The sequence below is a fragment of the Enterobacter cloacae complex sp. HYC033_NIDB genome (genome assembly GCF_056673335.1).
In genome coordinates this window covers 2,826,023-2,850,326 of sequence record NZ_CP115123.1, presented here as the reverse complement: position 1 = coordinate 2,850,326, position 24,304 = coordinate 2,826,023, and the positions used below count along the sequence as shown (strand labels likewise).

23 protein-coding genes and 1 other RNA gene are annotated in these 24,304 nt (G+C 54.4%); 8 read left to right on the top strand and 16 right to left on the bottom strand.

Annotated elements, in window-relative coordinates:
* Window positions 1-11 precede the first annotated feature (11 nt).
* The 7 genes from sufS to O1721_RS13690 form a co-directional block, all read right to left on the bottom strand.
* Window positions 12-1,232, bottom strand: a complete 1,221-nt coding sequence (gene sufS, locus O1721_RS13720; protein WP_032619799.1) for a cysteine desulfurase SufS — start codon at window positions 1,230-1,232, stop codon at window positions 12-14.
* On the bottom strand, window positions 1,229-2,500 hold the full coding sequence (sufD, locus tag O1721_RS13715; RefSeq protein ID WP_479953078.1) for a Fe-S cluster assembly protein SufD: 1,272 nt from the start codon (window positions 2,498-2,500) through the stop codon (window positions 1,229-1,231). Before sufD ends, sufS begins: the two co-directional genes overlap by 4 nt.
* The gene (sufC, locus tag O1721_RS13710; RefSeq protein ID WP_003857736.1) at window positions 2,475-3,221 is read right to left on the bottom strand and encodes a Fe-S cluster assembly ATPase SufC; all 747 of its coding nucleotides are present in this window, start codon (window positions 3,219-3,221) and stop codon (window positions 2,475-2,477) included. Before sufC ends, sufD begins: the two co-directional genes overlap by 26 nt.
* Window positions 3,222-3,230: 9 nt before the next feature.
* Window positions 3,231-4,721: a Fe-S cluster assembly protein SufB gene (gene sufB, locus O1721_RS13705; RefSeq protein ID WP_003857739.1), complete on the bottom strand. Its 1,491-nt coding sequence runs from the start codon at window positions 4,719-4,721 to the stop codon at window positions 3,231-3,233.
* A gap of 8 nt (window positions 4,722-4,729) precedes the next feature.
* Entirely contained in the window at window positions 4,730-5,098 is a 369-nt protein-coding gene (gene sufA / locus O1721_RS13700; protein WP_003857741.1) for a Fe-S cluster assembly scaffold SufA, read from the bottom strand.
* 321 nt (window positions 5,099-5,419) lie between these two features.
* Window positions 5,420-6,148, bottom strand: coding sequence for a MerR family transcriptional regulator (locus O1721_RS13695; protein ID WP_015570709.1), 729 nt, complete (start codon window positions 6,146-6,148; stop codon window positions 5,420-5,422).
* Between the two features lie 188 nt (window positions 6,149-6,336).
* Window positions 6,337-7,557, bottom strand: coding sequence for a diguanylate phosphodiesterase (locus O1721_RS13690; RefSeq protein ID WP_015570710.1), 1,221 nt, complete (start codon window positions 7,555-7,557; stop codon window positions 6,337-6,339).
* A 339-nt stretch (window positions 7,558-7,896) separates the two neighbouring features.
* Here O1721_RS13690 and ycgZ point away from each other — a divergent pair, with 339 nt between their 5' ends.
* From ycgZ to fdhF, 4 genes are all read left to right on the top strand, one after another.
* Window positions 7,897-8,136 (top strand): regulatory protein YcgZ, encoded by a 240-nt coding sequence (ycgZ, locus tag O1721_RS13685; protein WP_017384632.1) that lies wholly within the window; start codon window positions 7,897-7,899, stop codon window positions 8,134-8,136.
* Window positions 8,137-8,140: 4 nt separating this feature from the next.
* The gene (locus tag O1721_RS13680; protein WP_032648090.1) at window positions 8,141-8,461 is read left to right on the top strand and encodes a hypothetical protein; all 321 of its coding nucleotides are present in this window, start codon (window positions 8,141-8,143) and stop codon (window positions 8,459-8,461) included.
* Window positions 8,462-8,490: 29 nt separating this feature from the next.
* The gene (locus tag O1721_RS13675) at window positions 8,491-8,769 is read left to right on the top strand and encodes a biofilm/acid-resistance regulator YmgB/AriR (RefSeq protein ID WP_003857748.1); all 279 of its coding nucleotides are present in this window, start codon (window positions 8,491-8,493) and stop codon (window positions 8,767-8,769) included.
* A 188-nt stretch (window positions 8,770-8,957) separates the two neighbouring features.
* On the top strand, window positions 8,958-11,108 hold the full coding sequence (gene fdhF / locus O1721_RS13670; RefSeq protein ID WP_032648089.1) for a formate dehydrogenase subunit alpha: 2,151 nt from the start codon (window positions 8,958-8,960) through the stop codon (window positions 11,106-11,108).
* Window positions 11,109-11,157: 49 nt separating this feature from the next.
* Here the strand turns inward: fdhF and O1721_RS13665 are convergent, their stop codons facing one another.
* The 6 genes from O1721_RS13665 to O1721_RS13640 are packed head-to-tail and all read right to left on the bottom strand — an operon-like array spanning window position 11,158 to window position 17,161.
* Window positions 11,158-11,811 carry a helix-turn-helix transcriptional regulator gene (locus O1721_RS13665; protein WP_032103715.1) on the bottom strand — a complete coding sequence of 218 codons (654 nt, stop codon included), beginning with the start codon at window positions 11,809-11,811 and terminating at the stop codon, window positions 11,158-11,160.
* Window positions 11,812-11,852: 41 nt separating this feature from the next.
* On the bottom strand, window positions 11,853-12,365 hold the full coding sequence (locus O1721_RS13660; RefSeq protein ID WP_032648086.1) for a fimbrial protein: 513 nt from the start codon (window positions 12,363-12,365) through the stop codon (window positions 11,853-11,855).
* A gap of 11 nt (window positions 12,366-12,376) precedes the next feature.
* Window positions 12,377-13,324 carry a fimbrial protein gene (locus O1721_RS13655; RefSeq protein ID WP_032648084.1) on the bottom strand — a complete coding sequence of 316 codons (948 nt, stop codon included), beginning with the start codon at window positions 13,322-13,324 and terminating at the stop codon, window positions 12,377-12,379.
* Window position 13,325: 1 nt separating this feature from the next.
* Window positions 13,326-15,869, bottom strand: coding sequence for a fimbria/pilus outer membrane usher protein (locus O1721_RS13650; RefSeq protein WP_032648083.1), 2,544 nt, complete (start codon window positions 15,867-15,869; stop codon window positions 13,326-13,328).
* Window positions 15,870-15,896: 27 nt separating this feature from the next.
* Entirely contained in the window at window positions 15,897-16,574 is a 678-nt protein-coding gene (locus O1721_RS13645) for a fimbrial biogenesis chaperone (protein WP_032648080.1), read from the bottom strand.
* A gap of 56 nt (window positions 16,575-16,630) precedes the next feature.
* Window positions 16,631-17,161 (bottom strand): fimbrial protein, encoded by a 531-nt coding sequence (locus O1721_RS13640; RefSeq protein WP_015570717.1) that lies wholly within the window; start codon window positions 17,159-17,161, stop codon window positions 16,631-16,633.
* A gap of 354 nt (window positions 17,162-17,515) precedes the next feature.
* Here O1721_RS13640 and O1721_RS13635 point away from each other — a divergent pair, with 354 nt between their 5' ends.
* Window positions 17,516-18,175, top strand: coding sequence for a winged helix-turn-helix transcriptional regulator (locus O1721_RS13635; RefSeq protein ID WP_032648078.1), 660 nt, complete (start codon window positions 17,516-17,518; stop codon window positions 18,173-18,175).
* Window positions 18,176-18,252: 77 nt separating this feature from the next.
* Window positions 18,253-18,882, top strand: coding sequence for a helix-turn-helix domain-containing protein (locus tag O1721_RS13630; protein ID WP_032648076.1), 630 nt, complete (start codon window positions 18,253-18,255; stop codon window positions 18,880-18,882).
* A 46-nt stretch (window positions 18,883-18,928) separates the two neighbouring features.
* Here the strand turns inward: O1721_RS13630 and O1721_RS13625 are convergent, their stop codons facing one another.
* The 3 genes from O1721_RS13625 to ydiJ form a co-directional block, all read right to left on the bottom strand.
* Complete coding sequence (locus O1721_RS13625) at window positions 18,929-19,123, bottom strand: YdiH family protein (RefSeq protein WP_003857766.1); 195 nt, start codon at window positions 19,121-19,123, stop codon at window positions 18,929-18,931.
* 85 nt (window positions 19,124-19,208) lie between these two features.
* Window positions 19,209-19,619: a 1,4-dihydroxy-2-naphthoyl-CoA hydrolase gene (gene menI / locus O1721_RS13620; RefSeq protein ID WP_023296356.1), complete on the bottom strand. Its 411-nt coding sequence runs from the start codon at window positions 19,617-19,619 to the stop codon at window positions 19,209-19,211.
* Complete coding sequence (gene ydiJ / locus O1721_RS13615; RefSeq protein WP_032648074.1) at window positions 19,616-22,672, bottom strand: D-2-hydroxyglutarate dehydrogenase YdiJ; 3,057 nt, start codon at window positions 22,670-22,672, stop codon at window positions 19,616-19,618. The genes menI and ydiJ overlap by 4 nt, the downstream gene beginning before the upstream one ends.
* A gap of 199 nt (window positions 22,673-22,871) precedes the next feature.
* Here ydiJ and ydiK point away from each other — a divergent pair, with 199 nt between their 5' ends.
* Together ydiK and rprA are read left to right on the top strand one after the other, a co-directional pair.
* Window positions 22,872-23,987 (top strand): AI-2E family transporter YdiK, encoded by a 1,116-nt coding sequence (ydiK, locus tag O1721_RS13610; RefSeq protein ID WP_015570721.1) that lies wholly within the window; start codon window positions 22,872-22,874, stop codon window positions 23,985-23,987.
* Between the two features lie 208 nt (window positions 23,988-24,195).
* Window positions 24,196-24,303, top strand: an RNA gene (rprA, locus tag O1721_RS13605) — antisense sRNA RprA.
* Window position 24,304: the final 1 nt, after the last annotated feature.

Here is a 24,304-nt window from a genome sequence, read left to right as displayed (position 1 = left end):
TCGCCTCTCCGTTAGCCAAGCAGCTGGTGAATACGTTTTAGTCCCGCCACCAGTCTGTCGACCTCTTCCGTTGTGTTGTACATCACCAGCGATGCGCGGCACATAGCCGGTACCTGATAATACGCCATCAGCGGCATCGCGCAGTGATGCCCGGTACGCACGGCGACGCCGTAATTATCAAGGAAACTGCCCACATCATAGGCGTGATGCTTGCCGAGGTTGAAGGCTATCACACCCAGACGGTCAGCAGGGCCATATAAGGTCAGTTCCGGGACGCTGGCCAGCTCCTGCAAGGCATAATGCATCAGCTGCTGTTCGTACTCCTGAATCGCCGCCAGCCCCGTTTCAGTGACGTAGCTAATGGCCGCGCCCAGCCCGATGATCCCGCCCGTGTTGGGCGTACCCGCCTCGAAGCGCCAGGGCGCACGGGCGTAGGTTGTGCCGTCCGTCAGGCTGACGGTGGCGATCATTGACCCGCCCCCTTCCCACGGCGGCATGGCCTGGAGAATGTCCTCTTTCACATACAACACGCCGATGCCCGTCGGGCCATACAGCTTGTGCCCGGAGAAGACGTAGAAATCGCAGTCCAGAGCCTGAACGTCAACCGCATGGTGCATCACCGCCTGGGCGCCATCAATCAACACTTTCGCACCAACCTGATGGGCTTTGTCGACGATCAGCGCCACCGGATTTTCCGTCCCCAGCACGTTTGAAACGTGGGTCACCGCCACCAGCCGCGTTCTGTCGTCCAGCAGGGCGTCCAGCTTTTCCAGCTGGAGCGTGCCGTCTTCATTCAGGGGGATCACCCGCAGTTGCGCCCCCACACGCTCACAGAGCATCTGCCAGGGCACGATGTTGGCATGGTGCTCCATCTGGGTGATGATGATGTTATCCCCCGCGTGCACCTGCGCATTGCCCCAGCTGTTAGCCACCAGGTTGATCCCTTCGGTGGTGCCGCGCACGAATACCAGCTCTTCCGGCGAACGCGCGTTGAGGAAGGCCGCAACCTGCGTGCGCACGTTTTCCATGCGCTGGGTCGCCTCGGCGCTCAGGGTGTGGATCCCGCGATGTACCGCCGCATAACCGTGGCGGTAAAACTCGGCTTCCGCATCCACCACCTGATTTGGTTTTTGCGCGCTGGCCGCACTGTCGAGATAGGCCAGCGGCAGACCGTTCACTTCACGGGTCAGTACCGGAAAATCTGCCCGGACTTTCTCTACGGGAAATGTCATGCTTCGCCTCCAGGCAGACGCTGACCGATACGGGCCAGCACCTGCTGTTTAAGTCCGCCATCGGGCAGCGCTTCCGTCAGCTCAGCCGCAAAGGCGTAAATAATCATCTTTTGCGCGGCCTGCTGGTCTATCCCGCGCGAGCGCAGGTAGAACATCTGCTCATCGTCAATACGCCCGACCGTCGCGCCGTGGCTGCATTTCACGTCGTCCGCATAGATTTCCAGCTGTGGTTTGGTGTCCACCTCTGCCAGACGTCCCAGCAAGAGGTTGTTGTTGGTCATCTGCCCGTCAGTTTTGATGGCGTGCTGCGCCACGTTGATCAGGCCGTTAAACACCGCACGTCCTTTGTCGCTGACGATGGTTTTGTGCAGCTGACGGCTGTTGCAGTAGCCTTTGTTATGCTCAAGCCAGGTGCGCGTGTCGCACACTTCTGACTTCACCGGCATCGCCAGGCTGTTAATACGCAGCGTAGTGTTTTCACCGTTCAGCTGGGTGCTGGTATTGTGGCGCAGCACCGCGCCGCCAAGCAGGAAGCTGTGGCTGTACGCCGCGGCATCCTGGCCCAGCAGAATATCGTTGTGGGCGAAGTGGTGACTGAGCGGATTCTCAAACGCCAGCTTGATGTGGTGCAGCTGGGCATTGGCCGCCACGTTCATCGTCAGACGCGAACCGGTAAAATGACGGGTGTCGTTAAGGCTGACGTAATGCTCGATCACCGTCGCCTCCGCCCCTTCTGCCGGCTCAAGATGGTGGCGATAGTGGGCGGTGTTAATCTCATCACCCTCAACGCCCTGGGTGATATGCATCAGCAGCAGCGGTTTCGCCGGGCGCTGGTTACGCTTAACGCGAATATGGGTGACAGATTGCGACAGGCTCTCTGTCAGGTGCAGGAAGACTTCAGGCTGAACGGGCGCGTTCAGCGACTGACGTTCATCGTTAATGACGATATCGAACCCGCTCTCCTGCACGCTGTCGCTCAGCTCCGCACGGAACAGACCGTCGACAAACACCAGACGCACGGCATCCACGGTCAGCGCCAGCATGTCGCGCTGATCGGGGCTGACCTGCGCCAGACGGGTGACAAACTCGCCGTTCAGCAGGCCATCCAGCGGGGTATATTTCCAGTTCTCATGTTTACGCGTCGGTAAACCGAGACGCAGCATCTGCTGGAGATGGTGCTGAGCCTGTTCAGAGCGCGCTCCACCCTGCGCTTCAAACAGCCGGTGCCACTGCTGAAGTGCATTACTGCTGTTCGGTAAGCCAGCCATAACCCTGCTCCTCCAGTTGTTTAACCAGCGTAAAGTCACCGGATTTCACAATGCGTCCCTGGTAAAGCACGTGGACATAGTCCGGTTTGATGTAGTCCAGAATTCGCTGATAGTGAGTCACGATGATAAATGAGCGGTTGCCGTCACGCAGGGAGTTCACCCCGTCGGCAACGATCTTCAGGGCATCGATATCCAGCCCTGAATCGGTCTCATCGAGAATGCACAGCGCCGGTTCCAGAACCGCCATTTGCAGAATATCGTTACGTTTCTTCTCACCGCCGGAGAAACCCACGTTTACCGAGCGGGTCAGCAGATCTTCCGGCATTTTCAGCAGCTTGATCTTCTCTTCCATCAGATCCTGGAAGTCAAAGCGATCCAGCGCCTCAAGGCCGCGATACTTGCGCACCGCGTTCAGCGCGGTTTGCAGGAAGAACTGGTTGCTGACGCCCGGAATTTCCACCGGATACTGGAAGGCCATAAAGATGCCCTCGCCGGCACGCTCTTCCGGCGACATCTCCAGCAGATCTTTGCCGTTAAACTCAACGGAGCCGCTGGTAACTTCATAATCTTCGCGTCCTGCCAGCGTCGCTGAAAGCGTACTTTTCCCGGAGCCGTTTGGCCCCATGATGGCGTGAACTTCACCCGGTTTGACGTCAAAATTGAGGCCACGCAGGATCTCTTTCTCTTCCACGCTAACCTGTAAATCTTTAATGCTTAACATGTGCTTTCCTTAACCGACGCTGTGTTCAAGACTAATGGCGAGGAGTTTCTGGGCTTCAACGGCAAATTCCAGCGGCAGTTCAGAGAACACGTCCTTACAGAAGCCGTTAACGATCATTGAAATCGCATCTTCTTCACTGATCCCGCGTTGCAGGCAGTAGAAAAGCTGATCTTCACCAATACGTGACGTAGTTGCCTCATGCTCAAGCTGGGCGCTGTTATTGCGGCATTCGACATACGGGAAGGTATGCGCCCCGCAGTCCGCGCCAATCAGCATGGAGTCACACTGGGTGAAGTTACGCGCGTTGGTAGCCGTCGGCATGATTTTCACCAGCCCGCGATAGCTGTTCTGGCTGTGACCGGCAGAGATCCCTTTGGAGATGATGGTCGATTTGGTGTTTTTACCGATGTGGATCATCTTGGTGCCGGTATCGGCCTGCTGATGACCGCTGGTCAGCGCCACGGAGTAAAACTCACCGATGGAGTTGTCGCCGCGCAGAATACAGCTCGGGTATTTCCAGGTAATGGCGGAGCCGGTTTCTGACTGCGTCCAGGACATTTTGCTGTTTTCGCCTTCGCACAGCGCACGCTTGGTGACGAAGTTCAGAATACCACCGGTGTTGCCGTCGCCCGGGAACCAGTTCTGTACCGTAGAGTACTTCACTTCCGCATCTTTATGGATGATCACCTCCACCACTGCCGCGTGCAGCTGGTAGCTGTCGCGCACCGGCGCCGAACAGCCTTCGATATAGCTGACGTAGCTGCCTTCATCGGCCACCAGGATGGTGCGTTCAAACTGGCCGGTTTTTTCCGCATTGATGCGGAAATAGGTCGAGAGCTCCATCGGGCAGCGCACGCCTTTCGGCACGTAGATAAAGGTACCGTCTGACGCCACCGCCGCATTCAGTGCCGCGAAGAAGTTATCGTTACTCGGCACCACGGTACCAATGTACTTTTTCACCAGCTCCGGGTGATCGTGAATGGCTTCACCAAAGGAACAGAAAATGATCCCCTGCTCCGCCAGTTTTTCACGGTAGGTGGTTGCCACCGAGACGGAGTCAAATATGGCGTCTACCGCCACCTCTTTGCCTTCGCGCACGGGCACGCCGAGCTGATTAAACGCTTCTTCAACTTCTTTGCTCAGGAAGCTGTTCTCCGCGCCGGTTTGCTGAACAGCACCAGGTTGCGAGGCGCAGGTGTCATCACAGCTGCCGCAGGAGGGCGCAGAGTAGTAACTGTAATCCTGATAGTTCAGCTTATCGTAATGCGCTTTCAGCCAGTGGGGTTCTTCCATCTCCAGCCACGCGCGGAATGCGCTCAGGCGAAACTCCAGCATCCACTCCGGCTCGTTACGTTTCGCCGAAATGGCGCGCACGACCTCTTCGTTGATGCCTTTCGCCAGCTCATCGGTTTGCAGCTGCGTAAAGAAACCCTCTTTATAGTTGAGGTGTCCGCCGCTCCAGGTGTTTACATCACTCGTTGCTTCAGTATTACGAGACATAGTACCGCCTATACCCCAAAGCTTTCGCCGCAGCCGCATTCGTTCTGGGCTTTCGGGTTATGAAATTTGAATAACTGGTTTAAACCTTCCCGAACGTAGTCGACTTCGGTTCCATCGATAAACGGCATCGCCTGTAGCGCGACGTATAACTTTGCACCGTCGGTTTCAAAGACCAGATCGTCCTTTTCAGGTTCGGTTACGGTATCCAGCACGTAGCCAAATCCCGCGCAGCCAGTCTGCTTAACGCCTAAGCGTACGCCGAGGATGTCGGGATTTTTTGCCACCAGCTCATGAATATGCGCCGCCGCCGCGGGCGTCAGCGTTAAGCCACGCCAGGCAAAATCGGCCGGATTGAAGGTTTCTGAATGCAGTTCCATAGGTCCACCTCATCTGATAAGCCACCAGGGCATAACACCATGTTAGTGATAACGATTATCACTTCAACCCCCTGCGAGCAGGGGCTTTGGGCTAAACCGCCCTTTTTGGCTACTTTCATTAAGCATAGACCCTGTGACGGGATGCGGATGGGATGGTTAGATTTGTTCAATGTATTGATAAATAATGCATTTCATAAGAAAGGCGGTAAGGTGACGGGCAATGATAAAAATTGTATTGGAAATACCTATTTTTGAGATAGCTATCTTCCAATAAGAAAGCTGACTCGAAAAGACAAAAAGGCCCTGACGGACCCCTTAACATCAGTGATGGAACGAAACGGCGAAACCCTGTTCACGCCAGTGGTCGAGCTGCTCCTGCTGACGAGGCGTAGGCGCTTTACCGGTCCAGACGAAGATTTTTTGCCCGGGGAAGAGTTCAGGACGTGGAGAATCAATCGGCTCAGCCAGCACGTCGATATGCCAGCCTTTGTAGGCAAGACGGGCCGCTTCCAGCCACAAATGCGTACGGTCGTCGCACTCCCACCCAATAAGCAGCGCATCCTTACCTGCTTTTTTTCGCGACTCACCCAGGCTTGCAACGGCAAACTCAATCAGGACACCGTCCAGCAGGCTCGCCATGTGACGCACCGTATTCTGGTCCTGGTTCATTCGCTGCCGCACAGGGGTGATGATGTTATCTATCAGAACATCCATCGCATGGTCACGGCGGAACTCGCCGATTTTGGCGCGCAGTTTTGCCGGACTGGCATAGCGCAGAACGGTTAACATCTCTTCCTGAAAAGATGCCCAGTTCCCCTGAGTCATTACTTCTGTATTTTCAAGAAGCGCTTTTACTTTACCGACCGAAACACCCGTTTTCATCAGGCGTTTGATCTCTTCGATACGCAGGATATCTTCATCGTCAAACTGACGATGACCCCCTTCGCTTCGCTGCGGCTTCAACAATCCATAACGGCGCTGCCAGGCACGCAGCGTAACGGGGTTGATACCGCATCGTTCGGCCACTTCGCCGATACTGTAATAGGCCATTAACTCCCTCACGCACAATACTTCCATACCTAACCAAACCAACCTTATCAGATTGTACAAATCATTTGTATAACTAACTCCTCGTTCTGAGACAAGTGAATGGCTCAACGAACCACTCACTCGTTAATGTATTGTTGTATAAATTTAGCCGTACGTACAGGTCACTTTTAAGAGTTACGTACAGGTTTTTATAAATCGTACTTTTTCTCGGGCCAGGCAATCGCCGGTATGCCCCCCAGGCGCGGGCTGGCGAAAAGGTGCCCCTGGAACTGAGAAATCCCGGCAGATTCCAGCCACATCCACTCTTCAGCCAACTCTACGCCTACCGCACAGAACAGAATTTCCAGGGACGCGCAGCATTTAATAATTGACTGAATGATCGCCTGACGCGGGCCGCTCTTGTGCACGTTGGCAATCAAATCACGGTTGATCTTGATTCTGTCCGGCTGAAACTGGGCCAGCAGTTGCAGACCGGCGAATCCCGCGCCAAAGTGATCGATGGCCACGCTGATCCCGGCGCTTTTAAGCTGTCTGACCGCGCTGGTGAACTCTTCGAAGCGCGAGATCGCCTCGCTCTCGGTGAACTCGACCACAATTTGCTCCGGCACAAAACCGTTCGCCTCAATTGCCGTCAGTAAAAAATCGACGGCGCCAGGAACATTGACCAGCGTCATCGGCAGCAGATTAATGGACAACGTTTGAGTCTGTAGGCCCAGCGCGCTGGCCATCGACAAAGCCACCTGTTTACTCTTCAGATCCGATTCGTACAGCGCCTCACGCGACAGGTTGGCAAAATAGCTTTCCGGGGACTCACCGGACGGCGTGCGGATCAGGGCTTCCCAGGAAACTACCTGCTGCATAAACGGATCGACGATAGGTTGAAATGCGAAACTACAGTCCGCGCCCTTTGCCACTACTGTCGGCTGGGAGGATAACGGCGTGTTTTCGGTGACAAACTCCCAGGCGTCAGCCGGAGGCAGCTCAAAGTAGTTGGCTTTTTCAGTGGCCTCAACGAAGGTGCGGAAAAATTGCAGGGCGCGATCGTTATAGGTCAGCTGATAGCGGGTTGTGCCTTTATCAAGAACCTGTTGCAGCACTTCGTCGGTATCGTACTGACGAAGGTCAAAGAGCTCCATACCCACGTTGCCAAAACGTCTTGAAGGCCCGTGATCGCTTAACAATTCGACCACGTTGTGATGCCGTGGGTCACGGCAGATGAGCTCATAGATCTCCTTAACGTTATCAGCGGGCCCTTCAAGTAACTGAAAAAAGTGTGTGCCGTTAAACAGCAAAATCCCCGTCACATCGAACTGGCGATTTCTACAATTTGCAGCAGCGACCATGTCTTCCAGCGCTTTCACTGGAACGTCCTCGCAGATATGACTGCGGTAAATGATGGTTGTGAGCATGCTAATCCTGAAGATTGAAGGGGTGACCACGAAAACACGTGGGGAAAACTCTGTTATAGCACATTAATTGCCCAACAAATAATTTACATCTCAACGATTTACATGGCTTTTTTGCGTCATTTACGGGCTTGTACAACTCTGCGACGCCGCTTCGGATTGTACAATATATCTTGTGAATCCCGCAGTAAATCGTATAAGAATAAGCGTCTGATAAATAATGATTTTATAAAATATATTATAAAATATTTAAAAAATTGTACATTTTAAATGTACAGATTTGAAAATTATGTATACCTTAAATGTAACGTTACTGATTACGAAAATTTACAGGAGCGAAACATGCAGCAGAACGGACACCTCGCAGACTCGGCAACAGCGATTGCGCAGTATTTCGAAAAAGCCGCGCTTCCAACCCAACAGGAAACATTGGGTCAGGTTGTTGTTGAAATCCTTAGCGACGGGCGAAATCTGAATCGCAAATCGCTCTGCACAAAACTGTTGAGTCGCCTTGAAAAGGCCAATGGCCCGGAAGAGGAACATCATTATCACATGCTTCTTGGCCTGCTCTTCGAACGTTAATGTCATGAACAGCAGTGATGCGGACAGACTGATCGACAAGCTTATTGGAGAAGCCGCTCTTTCACTTTTGAAGGAGCGCGGTCCCGTGACGACCGAGGGATTGGTTCAGCGTCTGCGTAACATGCAAGCATATGAAACGGATCCCCAGCGGCGGGAGACATTAGCGCGAGTGATAGCTGAAATCAGCTCTGGCACGGTCGCTTTTAAAGGTCGCAGAACCGCACAAGGACGAATACAGAGAGAGGGATCTCTCAAAAATAACCGAGACAATGTAGTGCCGTTATTTGGAAATGGAAAACCGTCCGATCCTAAAAAGATACATTGACTACAACTTTACAGCTACGGTGAGAACAAATGAGACAAAATATTCAGCTTCAACCCGAATACCACTCCGCCTTTTTAGATAGCGCGTTGTCGGAGTATTTCCGTCACGCAGGCGATCGCTTTGCTGAAGAGTCTGCCATTTTTTCGACTGCGGTTCGTTGTGTTCTTGCTTCCGAAGGTCATTTGACCAACAAAGCGATCATTCTCTGGCTAATCCAGACGCTGGAATCCACCGACGATGTCGTTAAGGCGGATGTGATCCGCAAGACGCTGGAAATTGTCGTCGGTTACACCATGGACGATCTTTAACGCCTCCCCCATCCCTGCGGATAGCGTGTCATCGTCAATTGTGACGAACATACTGACGATGACACACCCTCTCTCCACAAACGCCCTGTTAATCAAGAACGCTGAATGTGGCATGGATCCTGCTTAGTCCGCTAAGGGACTGGGCTTTCCAGTAAACATTGCTTCATTTCTTAACAGGTCTGTTATTGATGAAAAAAATCGCCAGCGTCTGCCCCTACTGCGGTGCAGGCTGCAAACTAAACCTCGTCGTAAAAAATAACCGCATTATCCGTGCCGAAGCCGCTGATGGCGTAACCAATCAGGGCACGCTTTGCCTGAAAGGGTTCTACGGCTGGGACTTTCTTAACGACACACGGCTGCTTACCCCCCGTCTGACGCAGCCCATGATCCGCTACAGCAAAGGCGAGGCCTTTACCCCTGTTACCTGGGAAGAGGCCATTCGCTATACCGCTCACAGGCTTAAAAGCATCAAAGAACAGTATGGCCCTCGGTCCATTATGACTACGGGTTCCTCACGGGGAACGGGCAATGAGACCAACTATGTGATGCAAAAATTTGCCCGAGCGGTGCTGAATACTAACAACGTCGACTGCTGCGCCCGCGTCTGTCACGGTCCGTCCGTTGCCGGTTTACAGGAGACCCTCGGCAACGGCGCCATGAGCAATTCCATTAACGATATTGAAAACTCAAAATGCCTGCTGGTATTCGGCTATAACTGCGCCGACTCTCACCCCATCGTCGCCCGACGCGTGCTTAAAGCACGTGAAAATGGCGCTAAAATCATCGTCTGCGATCCGCGTCATATTGAAACGGCACGCATTGCCGATCTTCATCTTCAGCTAAAAAATGGCAGTAACATGGCGCTGGTCAATGCCTTTGGCTATGTCCTGCTGGAAGAGGAACTGTACGACAAAAACTACGTTGCCCGCTTTACCGAAGGGCTTGAGGCGTACCGGCTGACGGTAAAAGATTACGCACCCGAGCAGGTTGAACATCTGACGGGGATCCGCGCGCGGGATGTTCGTCAGGCAATGCGCATGTTCGCAGCGGCGCCTTCAGCAACGGTGATGTGGGGGATGGGCGTCACGCAGTTTGGTCAGGCGGTCGATGTGGTGAAAGGTCTCTCCAGCCTGGCGCTGCTGACCGGCAACCTGGGCCGCCCTGCCGTCGGCGTGGGTCCGGTTCGCGGGCAAAATAACGTTCAGGGTGCCTGCGATATGGGCGTTCTGCCCAATATGTTCCCCGGCTACCAGGACGTCACTGACCCGGCGGTCAGACTGAAATTTGCCGATGCGTGGAAAATCAATGTCAACCGGATGGACGATCGCGTCGGGACGCGTATCACCGAAGTGCCGCATCTCGCGCTGGAAGGAAAGATCAAAGCGTATTACATCATGGGGGAAGATCCGCTTCAGACAGAAGCCGATCTGGGACTGGTCCGCCGCGGCTTTGAGGCGCTCGATTTTGTGGTGGTTCAGGACATCTTTATGACCAAAACGGCAGAGGTGGCTGACGTGCTGCTCCCTGCTACCTCATGGGGAGAACACGCCGGCGTGTTCACCTGCGCCGATCGCGGCTTCCAGCGTTTCGGCAAAGCCGTTGAGGCCAGCGGCAACGTGAAGCGCGACTGGGAGATCATCAGCCTGCTGGCCACGGAGATGGGCTATCCCATGCATTACGAGGATAACCAGCAGATCTGGGACGAAATGCGCGAGCTGTGCCCCCTCTTCTACGGCGTGACCTACGAAAAAATGGGCGAGATGGGCCATGTGCAGTGGCCTTGCCCATCCCTCGATCATCCCGGCACCCCCTACCTGTACAAGGATAATCAGTTCGACACCCCTACTGGCAAAGGACAGCTATTTGCCGCCCCCTGGCGCGCCCCGGCGGAGACACCGGATGCGGATTACCCGCTGGTACTGTGCACGGTGCGCGAAGTGGGTCACTACTCCTGTCGCTCAATGACCGGGAACTGCGCGGCGCTGCAAAGCCTGGCCGACGAGCCGGGCCGGGTGCAAATGAACCCGGCCGATGCGGATGAACGGGGGATTGCCGAGGGCCAGCTGGTCTGGGTACGTTCACGCCGGGGTAAAGTGATCACGCGCGCCAGCATCAGCGAGCGCATCAATGCGGGAGCAATCTATATGACCTACCAGTGGTGGATTGGCGCCTGTAATGAGCTGACGCAGGATAATCTCGACCCGATCTCCAGAACGCCGGAAACGAAGTATTGCGCCGTGCAGCTGGAGGCGATCGAGGACCAGCGCTGGGCGGAGGATTTTGCGGCTTCCGCATACCAGACCATGAAGACGCGGTTGATCGCTGCGGTTAATGTTTAAATGCATTGCCGGGTAGCTATCGCTGCCCGGCCCGCTATCCGCTGCCGTTTTAGGCTATTTGTTGTGCATAATTATTTTCCAGGTAATCGCGAAGCAGGTTCGGACGGCTCTTTTTCTCCATCAGCCTTCTCAACAGTACGATCAGCTCGTAATCGCTTCGCAGATTAAATTTCTGCATCATCATATATTTATGGGTAAAGACCGTTTTTTCGCTCATCTTCAACGCGTTCGCGGTCTGCACCACCGACAGCCCCCGGTAAAAATTGACCATAATACGAATCTGTTGCCGGGATAATCCTTTATGCTGGCAGTCGAAACAGGTCTTTTTATTCAACGTGTAACCTGGTAATTGCGTCCTGAACCACGCGATAAACAGAACGCCGCTAATACGATCAAGCGACGCCCGGCGCGGAAGAAAAATAATGTCCTGAAAGCAGGAAGGCAGCGCCGAAAAACGCAGCTCATCGTCGACGAGACCTATCACAATTCCTTTTTGCCGGGCCAGTAACTCCGGAAAACAGGTCAGCGTTTCCCCCTGACATAATGAAAGAACAATAATATCGGCCTGGCTGACGTTTTCATTGGTCAGCGCCAGGTGAAATGTGATGGAGCGATGAAAGTTATGCTTAAAAAAATCGTCGAAAAAGCTCTGTAGCCCAGCCTGAAAAAACAGATCCGTTTCCTGAATCAGAATATTTAACATAGTTCACACCAACGTCTTTAAAAAAGGCTTATCACCGGCATTTAGTTGTACTGTATCGTCATTACCACAACCGCGCTGATGCTTCCCGGCGTGGCGCCTCCCGGCATGGATTTTACCGAGGCCAGCATAGCCAATGTCGCGGTTCTGTCCGCGGCAATGGTCTGGGTCATGCTGGAGCCTGTTCCTTTGAGCGTACCGGTTTGGGCATCGCGCATGGCTATCGCCACATGCGTGGCCGAACCGCTGTTCATAAAATAGTCCGCGCCCGCCTCAGGATCGGGGCTGCCGGTGAAAGCGACGGTCACACTCTGCGTTCCCGTTGGGCACTGGGTAAACAGCAGACTGAAAGGCACCGGATCCGATGTTGAGCCCGGCGTCGCCATATTGGTTGCCTGAATATTGCCCAGGTTGACATCGAGACTGTTGCTGCCGCCATTAAATATGCACGGCGACGCAACGATATTTCCCGTCACACCGATGTTGACGCTATCAGCGGAGCATACCTTCCCGCTGAGTAAGGCAAGTAACAGCAGTGTCCTGCATCTTATTTTCATCTTCTTACCTGCTACTGGTAGGTCACATTAAGGGTGGCGGAGGCATTCGCTGAACCTGACTCCACGCGGGTTAACGTCTGGTAATATCGGGCCGTTAATGGCAACGTCTCTTGCCCCCCGGCAGACTGCCGCAAGAATAGTCGGCTGTTCATCACCAGCGGTGCACCGTTATAGATAAGCTGCACCCCCACCCCTTTCGCAGTGCCGGCATTTCCCTGCCCGGTTAAGGCCATCACGCTGGTATTGGCGCTGTCCGGGTTCTGTATTCCACTGAGCGAGACCGTAATATTGGTTCCGGCGGCGCAGGTCAGGCCCAGGTTTTGCGTGTTCTGTGCTCCCGCTGGCGTGGTGCCCACCGTGGAGCCGAACGCCGAGGCGGGAATATCCCCTATCGGAAACGTCAGCTGGGCCGTATTCACCGTGCACGCCAGCGCATTGATGGTGCCGGAGGTGAGCTGCGTGGTCAGACCGTCACGGTAGAGGCCATCGCTTCCCTGTAGCGTCACGACGCCGATCGTCCCCGGCGTTAATGCCCCCGATGAGACCGGCCCCGTCACCACCAGCTCAATCCTCCCGCCGTACCAGTCCACATAGGAGGTCTGCGCATTGTACGAGAACGTATTGCTCGGGTTTTCAAAATAGCCGTTGGAAGAAAAGCGTATCCCTATCCCGCTGACGTTCGTGTTGTAAACATGGTTGCCGTAGCTGCTCAACGTGGCGCCGTTGTAGCGCAGGCTAAATCCCAGCATCAGCGGATTCGTACACCCGGTAAGATAGGAGCCTGTGGCTGACGCCGCGCCAGAAAATACCACCGTGCCGACAGGCGCATCGCGCTGCACGTTGATCGTCCCCACGGACAGGGTGGAAAGCTGCGGGGTGATGGTGGTGCAGGTACCGGCACGAGCCATATTTGCCGCCGCGAGCAAACAGAGCAGCAGCATCGCGTTAAGACATTTCATGTTAGCGTTCCTGACGGCAGGTGGCGCGCATATCAGCGATCCCACCGTACGTTGAGTGATTCGGCAGCGTGAAATCAGCGCGGCATTGCTGACTGGATTGACTTCCCCATGTAGCGACTAACGTTCCCTGCTCGCGCATCCCGGTTAAATAGACCTGACCGCGATCGCCGACAATAAAACTGCCGCTGTCATCACCTACAAGGGTGACCACCGCCCCAAACGGAACGGCGCGGTCGTTGTCGATCAAGGTCATCAGCACCCGGCGACCTGACTTCGGCAGATAATCGGCTCTCACCACCGCTCCCCGCGTCGGCGTCACCGTGCGAGTGTTGATCTCCAGCTCGACATCGTCCGGCATCGTTTCCGGGTCGAGGGTGAGATCGTTTTTCCGGTAGACAGAAAGGTTGCTCACGACCGTATATCCGCGAAAATCTGTCCGTACACCGGGCTGATTGCGGATATCCACGTCGTGGGCGCCAGGGGCTTTGATTAAGACGCTGGTCTCCCCCAGCGGCTGGGAAAGCGTGATGCCATCAGCATGGGCGAGAATGCCGCCTTGCAGCCCGTAATTCAGGCGTTCACTGTTTTTGTCATAACCATAACCTGCCGTGACTTCGCCATAGGTGCCTTTGTAGTCCGCGTTAACATTGCCGGTATAGCCCACACCCTCTGTTCCGTATCCCTGCTGTACGTTCCAGCTCAGGGCACGGTTCTCGAGCGCTACCCCGTTCAGGCCGACGTTATGCGTCGTCCCGTTATTCCCGCTGGCGTTCATGCCATAGTTAGCCCATGTCTGCGGCAAAAATTTATCCAGCGGAATGCTGACGTTGAACGCCAGAAGCTGGTCATGGTCAGCGTTTTTTTGGCTGTCGCGGGTTTCTGACGCTGAGCGGACATTTTTGCTGTAAGTCCATGTCAGGCCATAGCTGATGTTGTGCCAGTAGTTGCTATAGCCGACGCTCCACGAAGCCATCGACTTACCGTCATTCCAGTAATCTTCCCGCGCCGCACTGAGGGTAAGCGCGCCCAGGTTGTCCCCCAGCGTCTGGCTCATCGTCAGCTCGGCACGGTTACGTCGCCTGTCATGAAGCGCGCTGCTGTCGCCGTAAGAATCGAGGACGTCCTGCATCCCGTAATAGCCGCGGGTCGAGTAGCGATACCCGGCAATCGAAAAGTTGGTCCCGGTATTGATAAAATTCTTGCTGTATCGGGCCCGCCACGACTGACCGTTTGTTTTCGCGGCATGCTCCGGCGTTGACCAGCCCTGAGTGACGTCTGCGGATACAGCCCCGAGATCGCCCATATTCTTGCCCACCCCCAGAGCCGCCGACTGGTACTTATCTGCCCCCTGGACGCCGCCATAGGGCGTAATACCGTGAGGGAGGCCGTAAATTCCGGTCAATTGCCCGAAGGGGGTTTTCTCCACGCTACGGTTATACGAGCGATACTGCCCGGCGGTAAGGGCATATTTCAGGCGCCCCTCCCGTTGCAGGACCGGCAGCGAAGCGTACGGCAGGGTGAAATGTTGCTCACTACCATCAGCTTCGACGATCGTGACATCAAGATCGCCCGCGCCGCCGGTGGGATACATATCCGCGATCTCAAACGCGCCCGGTGCCACATAGCTTTGGTAGATTTGATAGCCATTCTGACGCACCACGACCTGCGCGTTAGTTCGCGCAATACCGCGCACCACCGGCGCATAGCCTTTCAGGGAATCCGGCAGCATATCGTCGTCGGACGCCAGCTGGACACCGCGAAACGGCATGCTGTCAAAGACATCGGCAGGCGCGGAACTGTCTCCGAGCGTAAGCTGGGCTTGCAGGGGAATAATCGCGCGCTGCATCAAGGTATAGACGTTGTCCCACTTATCCTGGCCGGACGCATCGCGGGACCAGGTGGTGTAGTTGCGTAACCGCCAGGGACCGACGTTGATCCCCGGCCGCAGGTTTGCATACTGGCTGTCGCTGCGGGTGCCTGCCCCGCTTCTTGCCCGGCTGTTTGCCCCACTCAGGCTGTAGTTGAGCATGGCCGCGGTAATGCCTTCATCCCACATATCCGGCGGAACGTAACCTCTCGCTGGCAGGTCTATAGCCGCCTGTGGAATGCTAATCGCCAGACGCTGGGCGCCAAACTGAAAATCCGCGCTGGCCTGTGGGATCGCCCTGAGATCGGCGCATTCACTTTCCCCGGCGGCGAGCTGCGGGAAAAGCGCCGTTTTCACGCCCCACGCTTTTAACTGCCCGATACTCAGGCACGGCTGCAACGTTTCACTGCCGTTAGCATCCTTCACTGCCATAAAACGAATATCCCGCGTTTCCAGCAGCCGATCGTCAAGAATAATATCAACGTGGTATGTCCCGGGCGCCTGCGAGCCGGATTCAAAGGCAGATAAATCCGCTTTTCCCATTCCGGGATTATCCAGCTCTACCAGTTCCGTATTAAACGTCTCACTGGCATATAATATGGGAGAGACACCAGCAAGCGCGAGGGCAATAAATATTGCCAGGCGCGCAGGCTGCATTGTATTCAATGCCGTTGTCATGACGAACACCTGATTAACGCGTAAGGATCACAAACTGGCCCGGTGTAATTCGCCAGGGCTGCCATAATCGTTAATGACTTTAAACGTCAGCGTATTGCCACTGGTTCCGTTCGGTAACGGAAAACGGGCTGTGCCTGAAGGCATCACGTACGTGACATCGTCAAGTTTCTTATTACCCAACGTAATTTCATTGAAATTGATAACGTACGGCGTAGGGTTATTAACCTGAAGGGTATTTCCCGCACGACGCCAGGTTAATTTATTGGCTTGCTCCTCGGGGGTAGACGCACGAAGAGTCTCTGGTCGATAAATTAATTTGATGCGCGTTTTGACGGCAATTTGCAGCGAGTTCATCTGCTTTGAGGCTGAAGGAATAGCTTTAATGTTCAGCCAGAATAAACTCTCCCGCCCCTGAGGCAGTGAGCCGGTCATGACAATACGCTCAAGGTTCTTTTGCCCGCCGTCCAGCCGATACAGTGGTGGCGTAATAATAAAAGGCGCTTTACCCGATTGTTCATCCTGAACATCTATCCACGACTGGATTAAATAAGGAACATTATCAGGATTAGTAATACCTATTGACGCCTCTTTTTTAGTCCCATCAAAAATAATACGGGTGCCGCCAATAATTACTCCTGCACTGACGGATGTTAACGTCAGCGGTAACAGCGCCATAGCCAGGCCCGTTGTCGTGATAAAACGCATTTTAATACCTCATAAAACAAGGGGCCGGGCGGCCCCCTGCTGATTACTGCAATGACTTAGTTGTATACCACTGAGAAGTTTGCGACCGAGTTAGCCGGGCCCGCGGTCACGGATGCCGCGGTGGAGATATACTGCGCGTAGAAGTTCAGCGTATTATCAGCCGTACTGCTGAGCGGGTAAATATAGCTGTTGCTGCCGTGCAGCGGCAGATCGGCTTTATCTGCCGTCATCAGGTTAATCGCCACCCCGGTGGCCGCCCCCGCCACGGACGTATCAATCGCCAGCAGGCTGGCGTTGGTTAAATCCGGCGTGCCGTCAAAACGGACTTTTGCATTGGTGACCGTTACCGGACAATTTTTCAAAATAATATTGAATTGCGTCGCAGCCGTTCTCGCCCCGGTTGTCGGGAATTCCGTTTTATAATAATCGCCTAATACCACCACCTGATTCTGGGATGCCACATCAACGTCGCAGGCAGAATCCAGAATATTCCCGTTAAAATTAACGGTACCGGCCGCTGCGAATGCATTGGTCATGGTGAGTACAGAACCTGCCGCTAACATTGCCATCATCAATTTTGTATTCATAATTTTATATCCCGTATTACTTTATTTATTACCGACATTCAGTTGCAGAAACAAAAGACCTTCCGACGAGTCAAAATTTATACAACTCTTTTTCCGCATACAATCAATTTTGAGGTCTAGCTGTAGACCCTCTTTTAACAATTACAAAACATATTCACTCGGAAACACCTTAAGAATAATGGCCAAAGTCTACTTTTAGACCTGAATAAAAAAGGTTTCAATTTCAATTAATTAAGACTCAAAAAAAAGCGAGTCTATAATTAGACTCGCCGCAAACATTCCCTGATCTGCTGGTTTTTAAGATAATTCTTTATGCCGATCAAAAAATGATCGCATCAGTCAGTGAGGTTTCACATGAATACCCGTTTCGCGCCTGAGTCAGATATTGATAAGTCAATAGTGCTCGGCGCTAAGCCTTTTAAGCACATTGAAAAAATAATCGATAATGTTTTGCCGCATGCGGAGAGAAGCATTATTGCCAGAGGAGAAATTATCCATTATTGCTCCGGCGATACCCGTCAATGCTTTTTACTGTTGCATGGCAGCGTGGCGTTGCACCGTCGCGGGGACGGTATCGTCTTAAATTCTGAATCCGCGCCATTTATACTCGGCGTGAGCAGCCAGTTATCGTCTGAACACCTGTACGTCAGAGCGCTGGAAACTTCAGAGGTGGCCAGCGTTTCGCTGGCGTGTTTCAATCATGTTGTCGCACAACAGAATTTATGGGAGCACTTCTCAAACCTGCTGATCTATACCGCATCGCGCGTCTACGAACATTGTGCCCAGATATCGCAAATGTCGGCTTATGACATTATCCGCTTTCAACTGGTTGAGTTAATGCAGGAGCCGGAAGCCATAAGACAAAACATTACTGCCGCAGCCTATATCAAAAGCCGCACCTATCTTTCACGCAGCGGCATTATGCGGATCCTCGCGGAGTTGCGGACGGGGAAATACATCACCATGGAGCGTGGCGTACTAGTTGAGATCCATCACTTACCCCGTAAGTACTGAGGCTGTATTTATCTCTGGAGAAGGTGGAAAAGAAGAGCGACACTATAGAGAGTACAGTCTCTTTCCAGGTTAACGCTATGTCTTCTGACAAACCATCGCATCGCGGCTCTCCCTATGCTCAGGAACTGATTTCTCATTTACAGCCGCACTGCGCCACGCATAAAACCGATCCCGGCGAGCAACTTGATCTCCAGGTTGAAGGGCAGAGCATGTGTTATTTAATTCTTGATGGCACGGTCGCCATATACAGAAGAAGCGACGACATGATGCTTTCAACGGCGCGCAGTCCCGCCCTGTTTGGCCTCGCTAACCTGACGGACATTTATTTTAATGACTACCTCCGAACGATAACGCCTTGCCTGATTGGTGTGCTCACGACCGATCGGGTGGCTCAAATTATCAAAGAGAAGGCGCTGTGGGGGCTGCTTTCTAATCATCTGATGTTTGTCTATAACCGCCTCTATCACAACGTTATGCCGAAAGGCGCACCAACCGCGTACGAGATGATTCGCCAGCAGCTCGTGCTGCTGATGCAGGAAGATGACAGCTACCGACGCAGCGTGACGGCGGAAAGGTATATCAGGGATAAAACCCATCTTTCCCGCAGTGGCGTAATGCGGATCCTGGCTGATCTGAAAACGGGAGGGTTCATCGAAATGGAAGAAGGCCGGCTGATTAAAATTAACAAACTGCCTGCCAGATACTGAATGTCAGACACAAAAAAGGCCGCGCTTGCGGCCTTTTCTTCACTGCTTAATGGACGTGAACGCCCAACCGCCAGGCAAAGTAGATCTCTTCTTTCAGTTCGTTTGAAGAGAGCGCCAGCAAATCCGTAAATTCCAGCTCAAGCTGTTTCAGCTTTTTCAGGTACTGGGCGGGAGACAGATTGCTTTTATCGCGACGTAAATATTCAATTGCCAGCTGTGTTGGGGTTATTTCAGTATCCATGATGTCCTCGCTTATGTTCAAAACGTGACCAGTATATCACAATCAGGTGGCTAATTTTTGACCAAAAACAAGACATCCGGAAACTTTACACAACGGCCGTCGTCAGCCTGGATGAACAACACAGGCGATCCTGCTCGTCCAGAATATCAATCTGCCACACCTGATGACGGCTTCCGGCATGCAGCGCCCGGCAGACGCCGCGCACGCGTCCGCTGCGAACGGAGCGGATGTGGTTGGCATTGACCTCCAGACCCACCACCTTCTGCTCTCCTTCCGTACACAGGTAGCCCGCCACCGACCCCAGCGTTTCGGCCAGCACGACGGACGCGCCGCCGTGCAACAGGCCAAACGGTTGATGAGTACGGTTGTCTACCGGCATCGTCGCTTCCAGTTCGTTGTCGCCAATGCGCGTGAACTGGATATCCAGCAAACCGACCATGTTCTCCGCGCCCATGGCATTTAAGGCCTCCAGCGTGACCGCACGTTTCCAGATCATCCGATAATCTCCAGTAAAGCCTGCAATGGATGGCGGACGCCGTTACCTTCCACCCGTTTCACCTGGCTGCGGCAGGAGTAGCCCGTCGCCAGACAGCGGTTGCGTGGCAGGCGCTGCATCGCCTGATGCCACGACAGCTCGTAAATGCCGAGCGAATTAGCGTGGTTTTTGACTTCATGGCCGTAGGTTCCGGCCATACCGCAGCAGCCCACGTTAACGCTTTCCAGCTTCGCGCCAAACCGGGCAAAGATAGAAGCCCACTGGGCAGGCGCCGTCGGCAGCGCCGTCACTTCGGTGCAGTGCCCAAACAGATACCAGGCTTCTCCACTCACCTCCTGAGTGGGCGTTTGCGTCAGCACCGCAGGCAGCCACTCGTGCACCAGTAAGACCTGAAAATCACCGCGCTTATCGCCGAGCGTCTGCTTATATTCATCCCGGTAACAGAGCACCAGCGCCGGATCGACGCCCACCATCGGCATACTGAGCTGCGCCACGCGATTCAGAAAATCTGAAGTTTTCTGCGCGGTTTTCGCAAAGCGGGTGAGGAAACCTTTTATGTGCTGCGCCTTGCCGTTCGGCGAGAACGGCAGCACCACCGGCTGGTAGCCGATTTTCTCGGCCAGTCGGACAAAATCGGCCACCACCTGGGCATCGTAATAGCTGGTAAACGGATCCTGCACCACCAGCACCACCTTCGCTTTCTGCTCAGGGCTTAATGCTTCCAGTTGTTCCAGGGTCATGTTCGCCGAGCGGTGCCCCACCAGCCGACGCTGGAGCGATGGCACCGACAGCAGCGGCAGATCCACCATGCCGATATGTTTTTCTGACAGTTTGCGCACCAGCGGCTGGTTGATAAAGAAGTTAAAGGTTTTTGGCGCACGGGCCATCAGCGGCGCGTAACTCTCCACCGTCGCCACCAGATGATCGCGCATCGGGCGCAGATAACGCGTGTGGTACAGCTGGAGGAAGCGGGAACGGAATTCCGGTACGTCAATTTTAATCGGGCACTGGGTTGAACACGCCTTGCACGCCAGGCAGCCGGACATCGCCTCTTTCACCTCATGCGAGAAATCGTATTCACCTTTGTTCGCATGCCAGCTGTTGCGGGTGCGTTCGATAAGCCCGCGCAGGCTGGCGCGTTTTTCCGGCAGCTCCTGTTCCAGCTTGAGCGGGTCAACGCCGCGGTCGGCCAGCAGGCGCAGCCATTCGCGCACCAGCGTGGCACGCCCTTTCGGGGAATGAATGCGGTTGCTGGTGATTTTCATCGACGGACACATCGGGCTTTTCACATCGAAGTTGAAGCACAGCCCGTTGCCGTTGCACTCCATCGCGCCGCGCCAGGAAGCGCGTACCGCAATCGGAATTTGTCGGTCATAGGTGCCGCGCTTGACGGCGTCCACCTGCAACATCGGCGCATCGATGCCCTCCGGCGGGCAGATTTTTCCCGGGTTGAGGCGGTTATCGGGATCAAAAGCGGCTTTCACCTTACGCAGCTCGGCGTAAAGTTGTTCGCCAAAAAACGCCGGGCTGTACTCGGCGCGGAATCCTTTGCCGTGCTCGCCCCATAACAAGCCGCCGTATTTGGCCGTGAGGGCCACGACCTGGTCGGAGATCTCCTTCATCAGGATCTCCTGCTGCGGGTCGCACATGTCCAGCGCCGGGCGCACGTGCAGCACACCCGCGTCCACGTGCCCGAACATGCCATAGCTCAGACCATGGCTGTCGAGCAGCGCGCGAAACTCCACAATATAATCAGCAAGGTGCTCCGGCGGCACGCAGGTATCTTCCGCAAACGGAATAGGCTTCGCCGCCCCTTTCGCGTTGCCGAGCAGCCCCACCGCTTTTTTACGCATCGCGTAGATTCGCTCGATGCCGGAGAGATCGTTACACAGCTGCCAGCCAATGACGCCGCCTTCCCCCTGGGCAATCAGCTCGTCCAGACGCTGGCAGAGCGTGCTTACCTGGCTCTCAATCAGCTCTGCGTCATCCCCGGCGAACTCGACGATGTTCAGGCCGAGCATCTCTTTATCCGGCACGTCGGTAATCAGTTCGCTCACCGAATGCCAGACGATATCTTCCCGGGCCAGGTTCAGAACTTTTGAATCGACGGTTTCCACCGACAGCGCCCGCGCCTCCACCATAAACGGTGCATTACGCAGCGCGGAGTCAAAGGAGTTGTATTTGACATTCACCAGACGGCGCACCTTTGGCAACCGGGTGATATCCAGACGCGCTTCGGTGATGAAGGCCAGCGTCCCTTCTGACCCGGTCAGTACGCGGGTAAGATCGAACTGGCTCAGATCGTCATTAAAGACATGGCGCAGATCGTAGCCCGTCAGGAAGCGGTTAAGCTTCGGGAATTTGTTGAGGATCAGTTCGCGATTTTCGCGGCAGCGCTCCAGCACGGTACGATAAATCCGTCCGCTGGTGGTGCTCTCTTTTGCCAGCGTTTCAGCCAGTTCGATCGGCATCGGTTGGGTATCGAGGATATCGCCCCCCAGCAGCACCGCCCGCACACCCATAACGTGATCGGAGGTTTTGCCGTAGACCAGCGAGCCCTGCCCCGAGGCATCGGTGTTGATCATCCCGCCAATGGTCGCGCGGTTACTGGTGGAAAGCTCTGGCGCAAAAAAATAGCCGTAAGGTTTCAAAAACTGATTCAGCTGATCTTTGATCACCCCCGCTTCCACTCGCACCCACCCCTCTTCCGGGTTGATCTCAATGATGCGGTTCATATAGCGGGACATATCAATGATGATGCCCTGGTTCAGCGCCTGCCCGTTGGTACCCGTCCCGCCGCCGCGTGGGGTAAAGACCAGGGTGCTGAAACGCTCCTGCGACGCCAGACGGGCGATGAGCGCCACATCGGCGGTAGAGCGCGGGAAAACGACGGCATCGGGAAGAAGCTGGTAAATACTGTTATCGGTCGCCATCGTCAGCCTGTCGGCATAATCGGTGGCGGTGTCACCTGTAAAACCCTGTTGCTCCAGTGCCTGCAAAAAATTAAGCACCAGCTGAACGACGCCCGGTGCCTGAGAAATCTGTGGGATCATTGCTGTCGACCCTAATGAGAATAGTGTGAAATCGTTTGCGTTGTGTCTGGAAAGTTTTATCACATTTTTTTCTTATGTGCTTCGTAGAATTACGGGCAAAATCCGCCTGTCAAAAATCGCTGAAATCACTAATGATTAGAGAGATGCGGTTTATATTCCCATCAGCCTTGCTGGTGTTCATTTAAGGAAAGTTTCGTTTATGGTCAATCTTCGTCAGCCCAGGGATGTCGCGCAGATACTGCTGTCGGTGCTGTTCTTAGCCATTATGATTATTGCGTGTCTGTGGATTGTTCGTCCTTTCGTGCTCGGATTTGCCTGGGCCGCGACCGTCGTCGTCGCAACCTGGCCTTTACTCTTACGTTTGCAGAAACTGCTGTTTGGTCGCCGCGGCCTGGCCGTGCTGGTGATGACGCTGCTGTTGTTCCTGCTGTTTATTATTCCCATTGCACTGCTGGTTAACAGCCTGGTTGACAGTAGCGGCCCGGTTATTCGCGCGGTCACCAGCGGTGATATGACGCTGCCGGATCTCGCGTGGCTGAACAGTATTCCTGTTGTGGGCGCAAAACTGTACAGCGGCTGGCACAGCCTGCTGGAGATGGGCGGTAGCGCCCTGATGGCCAAAGTGCGTCCGTACATCGGCACAACCACCACCTGGTTTGTGGGGCAGGCTGCGCACATTGGTCGCTTCATGATGCACTGTACGTTGATGCTGGTCTTCAGCGCCCTGCTGTACTGGCGCGGCGAGCAGGTTGCGCTGGGGGTACGTCATTTCGCCACCCGACTGGCAGGTAAACGCGGCGATGCGGCCGTGCTGCTGGCAGCCCAGGCCGTCCGCGCGGTAGCGCTCGGCGTGGTGGTCACAGCGCTGGTGCAGGCTGTACTTGGCGGAATCGGGCTGGCAATTTCCGGCGTACCTTATGCCACCATTTTCACCGTCGTCATGCTGATGACCTGTCTGGCTCAGCTCGGTCCGCTGCTGGTGCTGGTTCCCTGCATTATCTGGCTTTACTGGACGGGGGACACGACCTGGGGCACGGTGCTACTGGTCTGGAGTTGCGTGGTGGGCACCATGGATAACGTGATCCGTCCCCTCCTCATCCGCATGGGCGCTGACCTGCCGCTGATTCTGATCCTGTCCGGGGTGATCGGGGGGTTAATTGCCTTCGGCATGATTGGCCTGTTCATCGGTCCGGTGCTGCTTGCGGTAACCTGGCGTCTCTTCTCCGCCTGGGTGCATGAAGTGCCGCCGCCGGGAACCGACCCTGACGTCATCTTAAGCGAACTTGAAGAACTGGAAGATAAGAACGCGCAGTAAGAACGTAGGCCGGGTGGCGCTAACGCTTACCCGGCTACACTCTCCACAGCAATACTTAAACGTTGCTAAACTATTTATTCTCTGCACACTGGTCAGACCCGCCTTTTTCTGCCTAAAACCGTCATTCTCTTCAAGAAATCTTTACCTGCCTTTAACTATTGAGACGAATCCGATCGACTCAAAATCCTGGCATGCCTACTATTAAGACACGGTTATAAATCAACACCTTGATTTATAAGCATGGAAATCCCCTGAGTGAAACAACGAATTGCTGTGTGTAGTCTTTGCCCATCTCCCACGATGGGCTTTTTTTTATC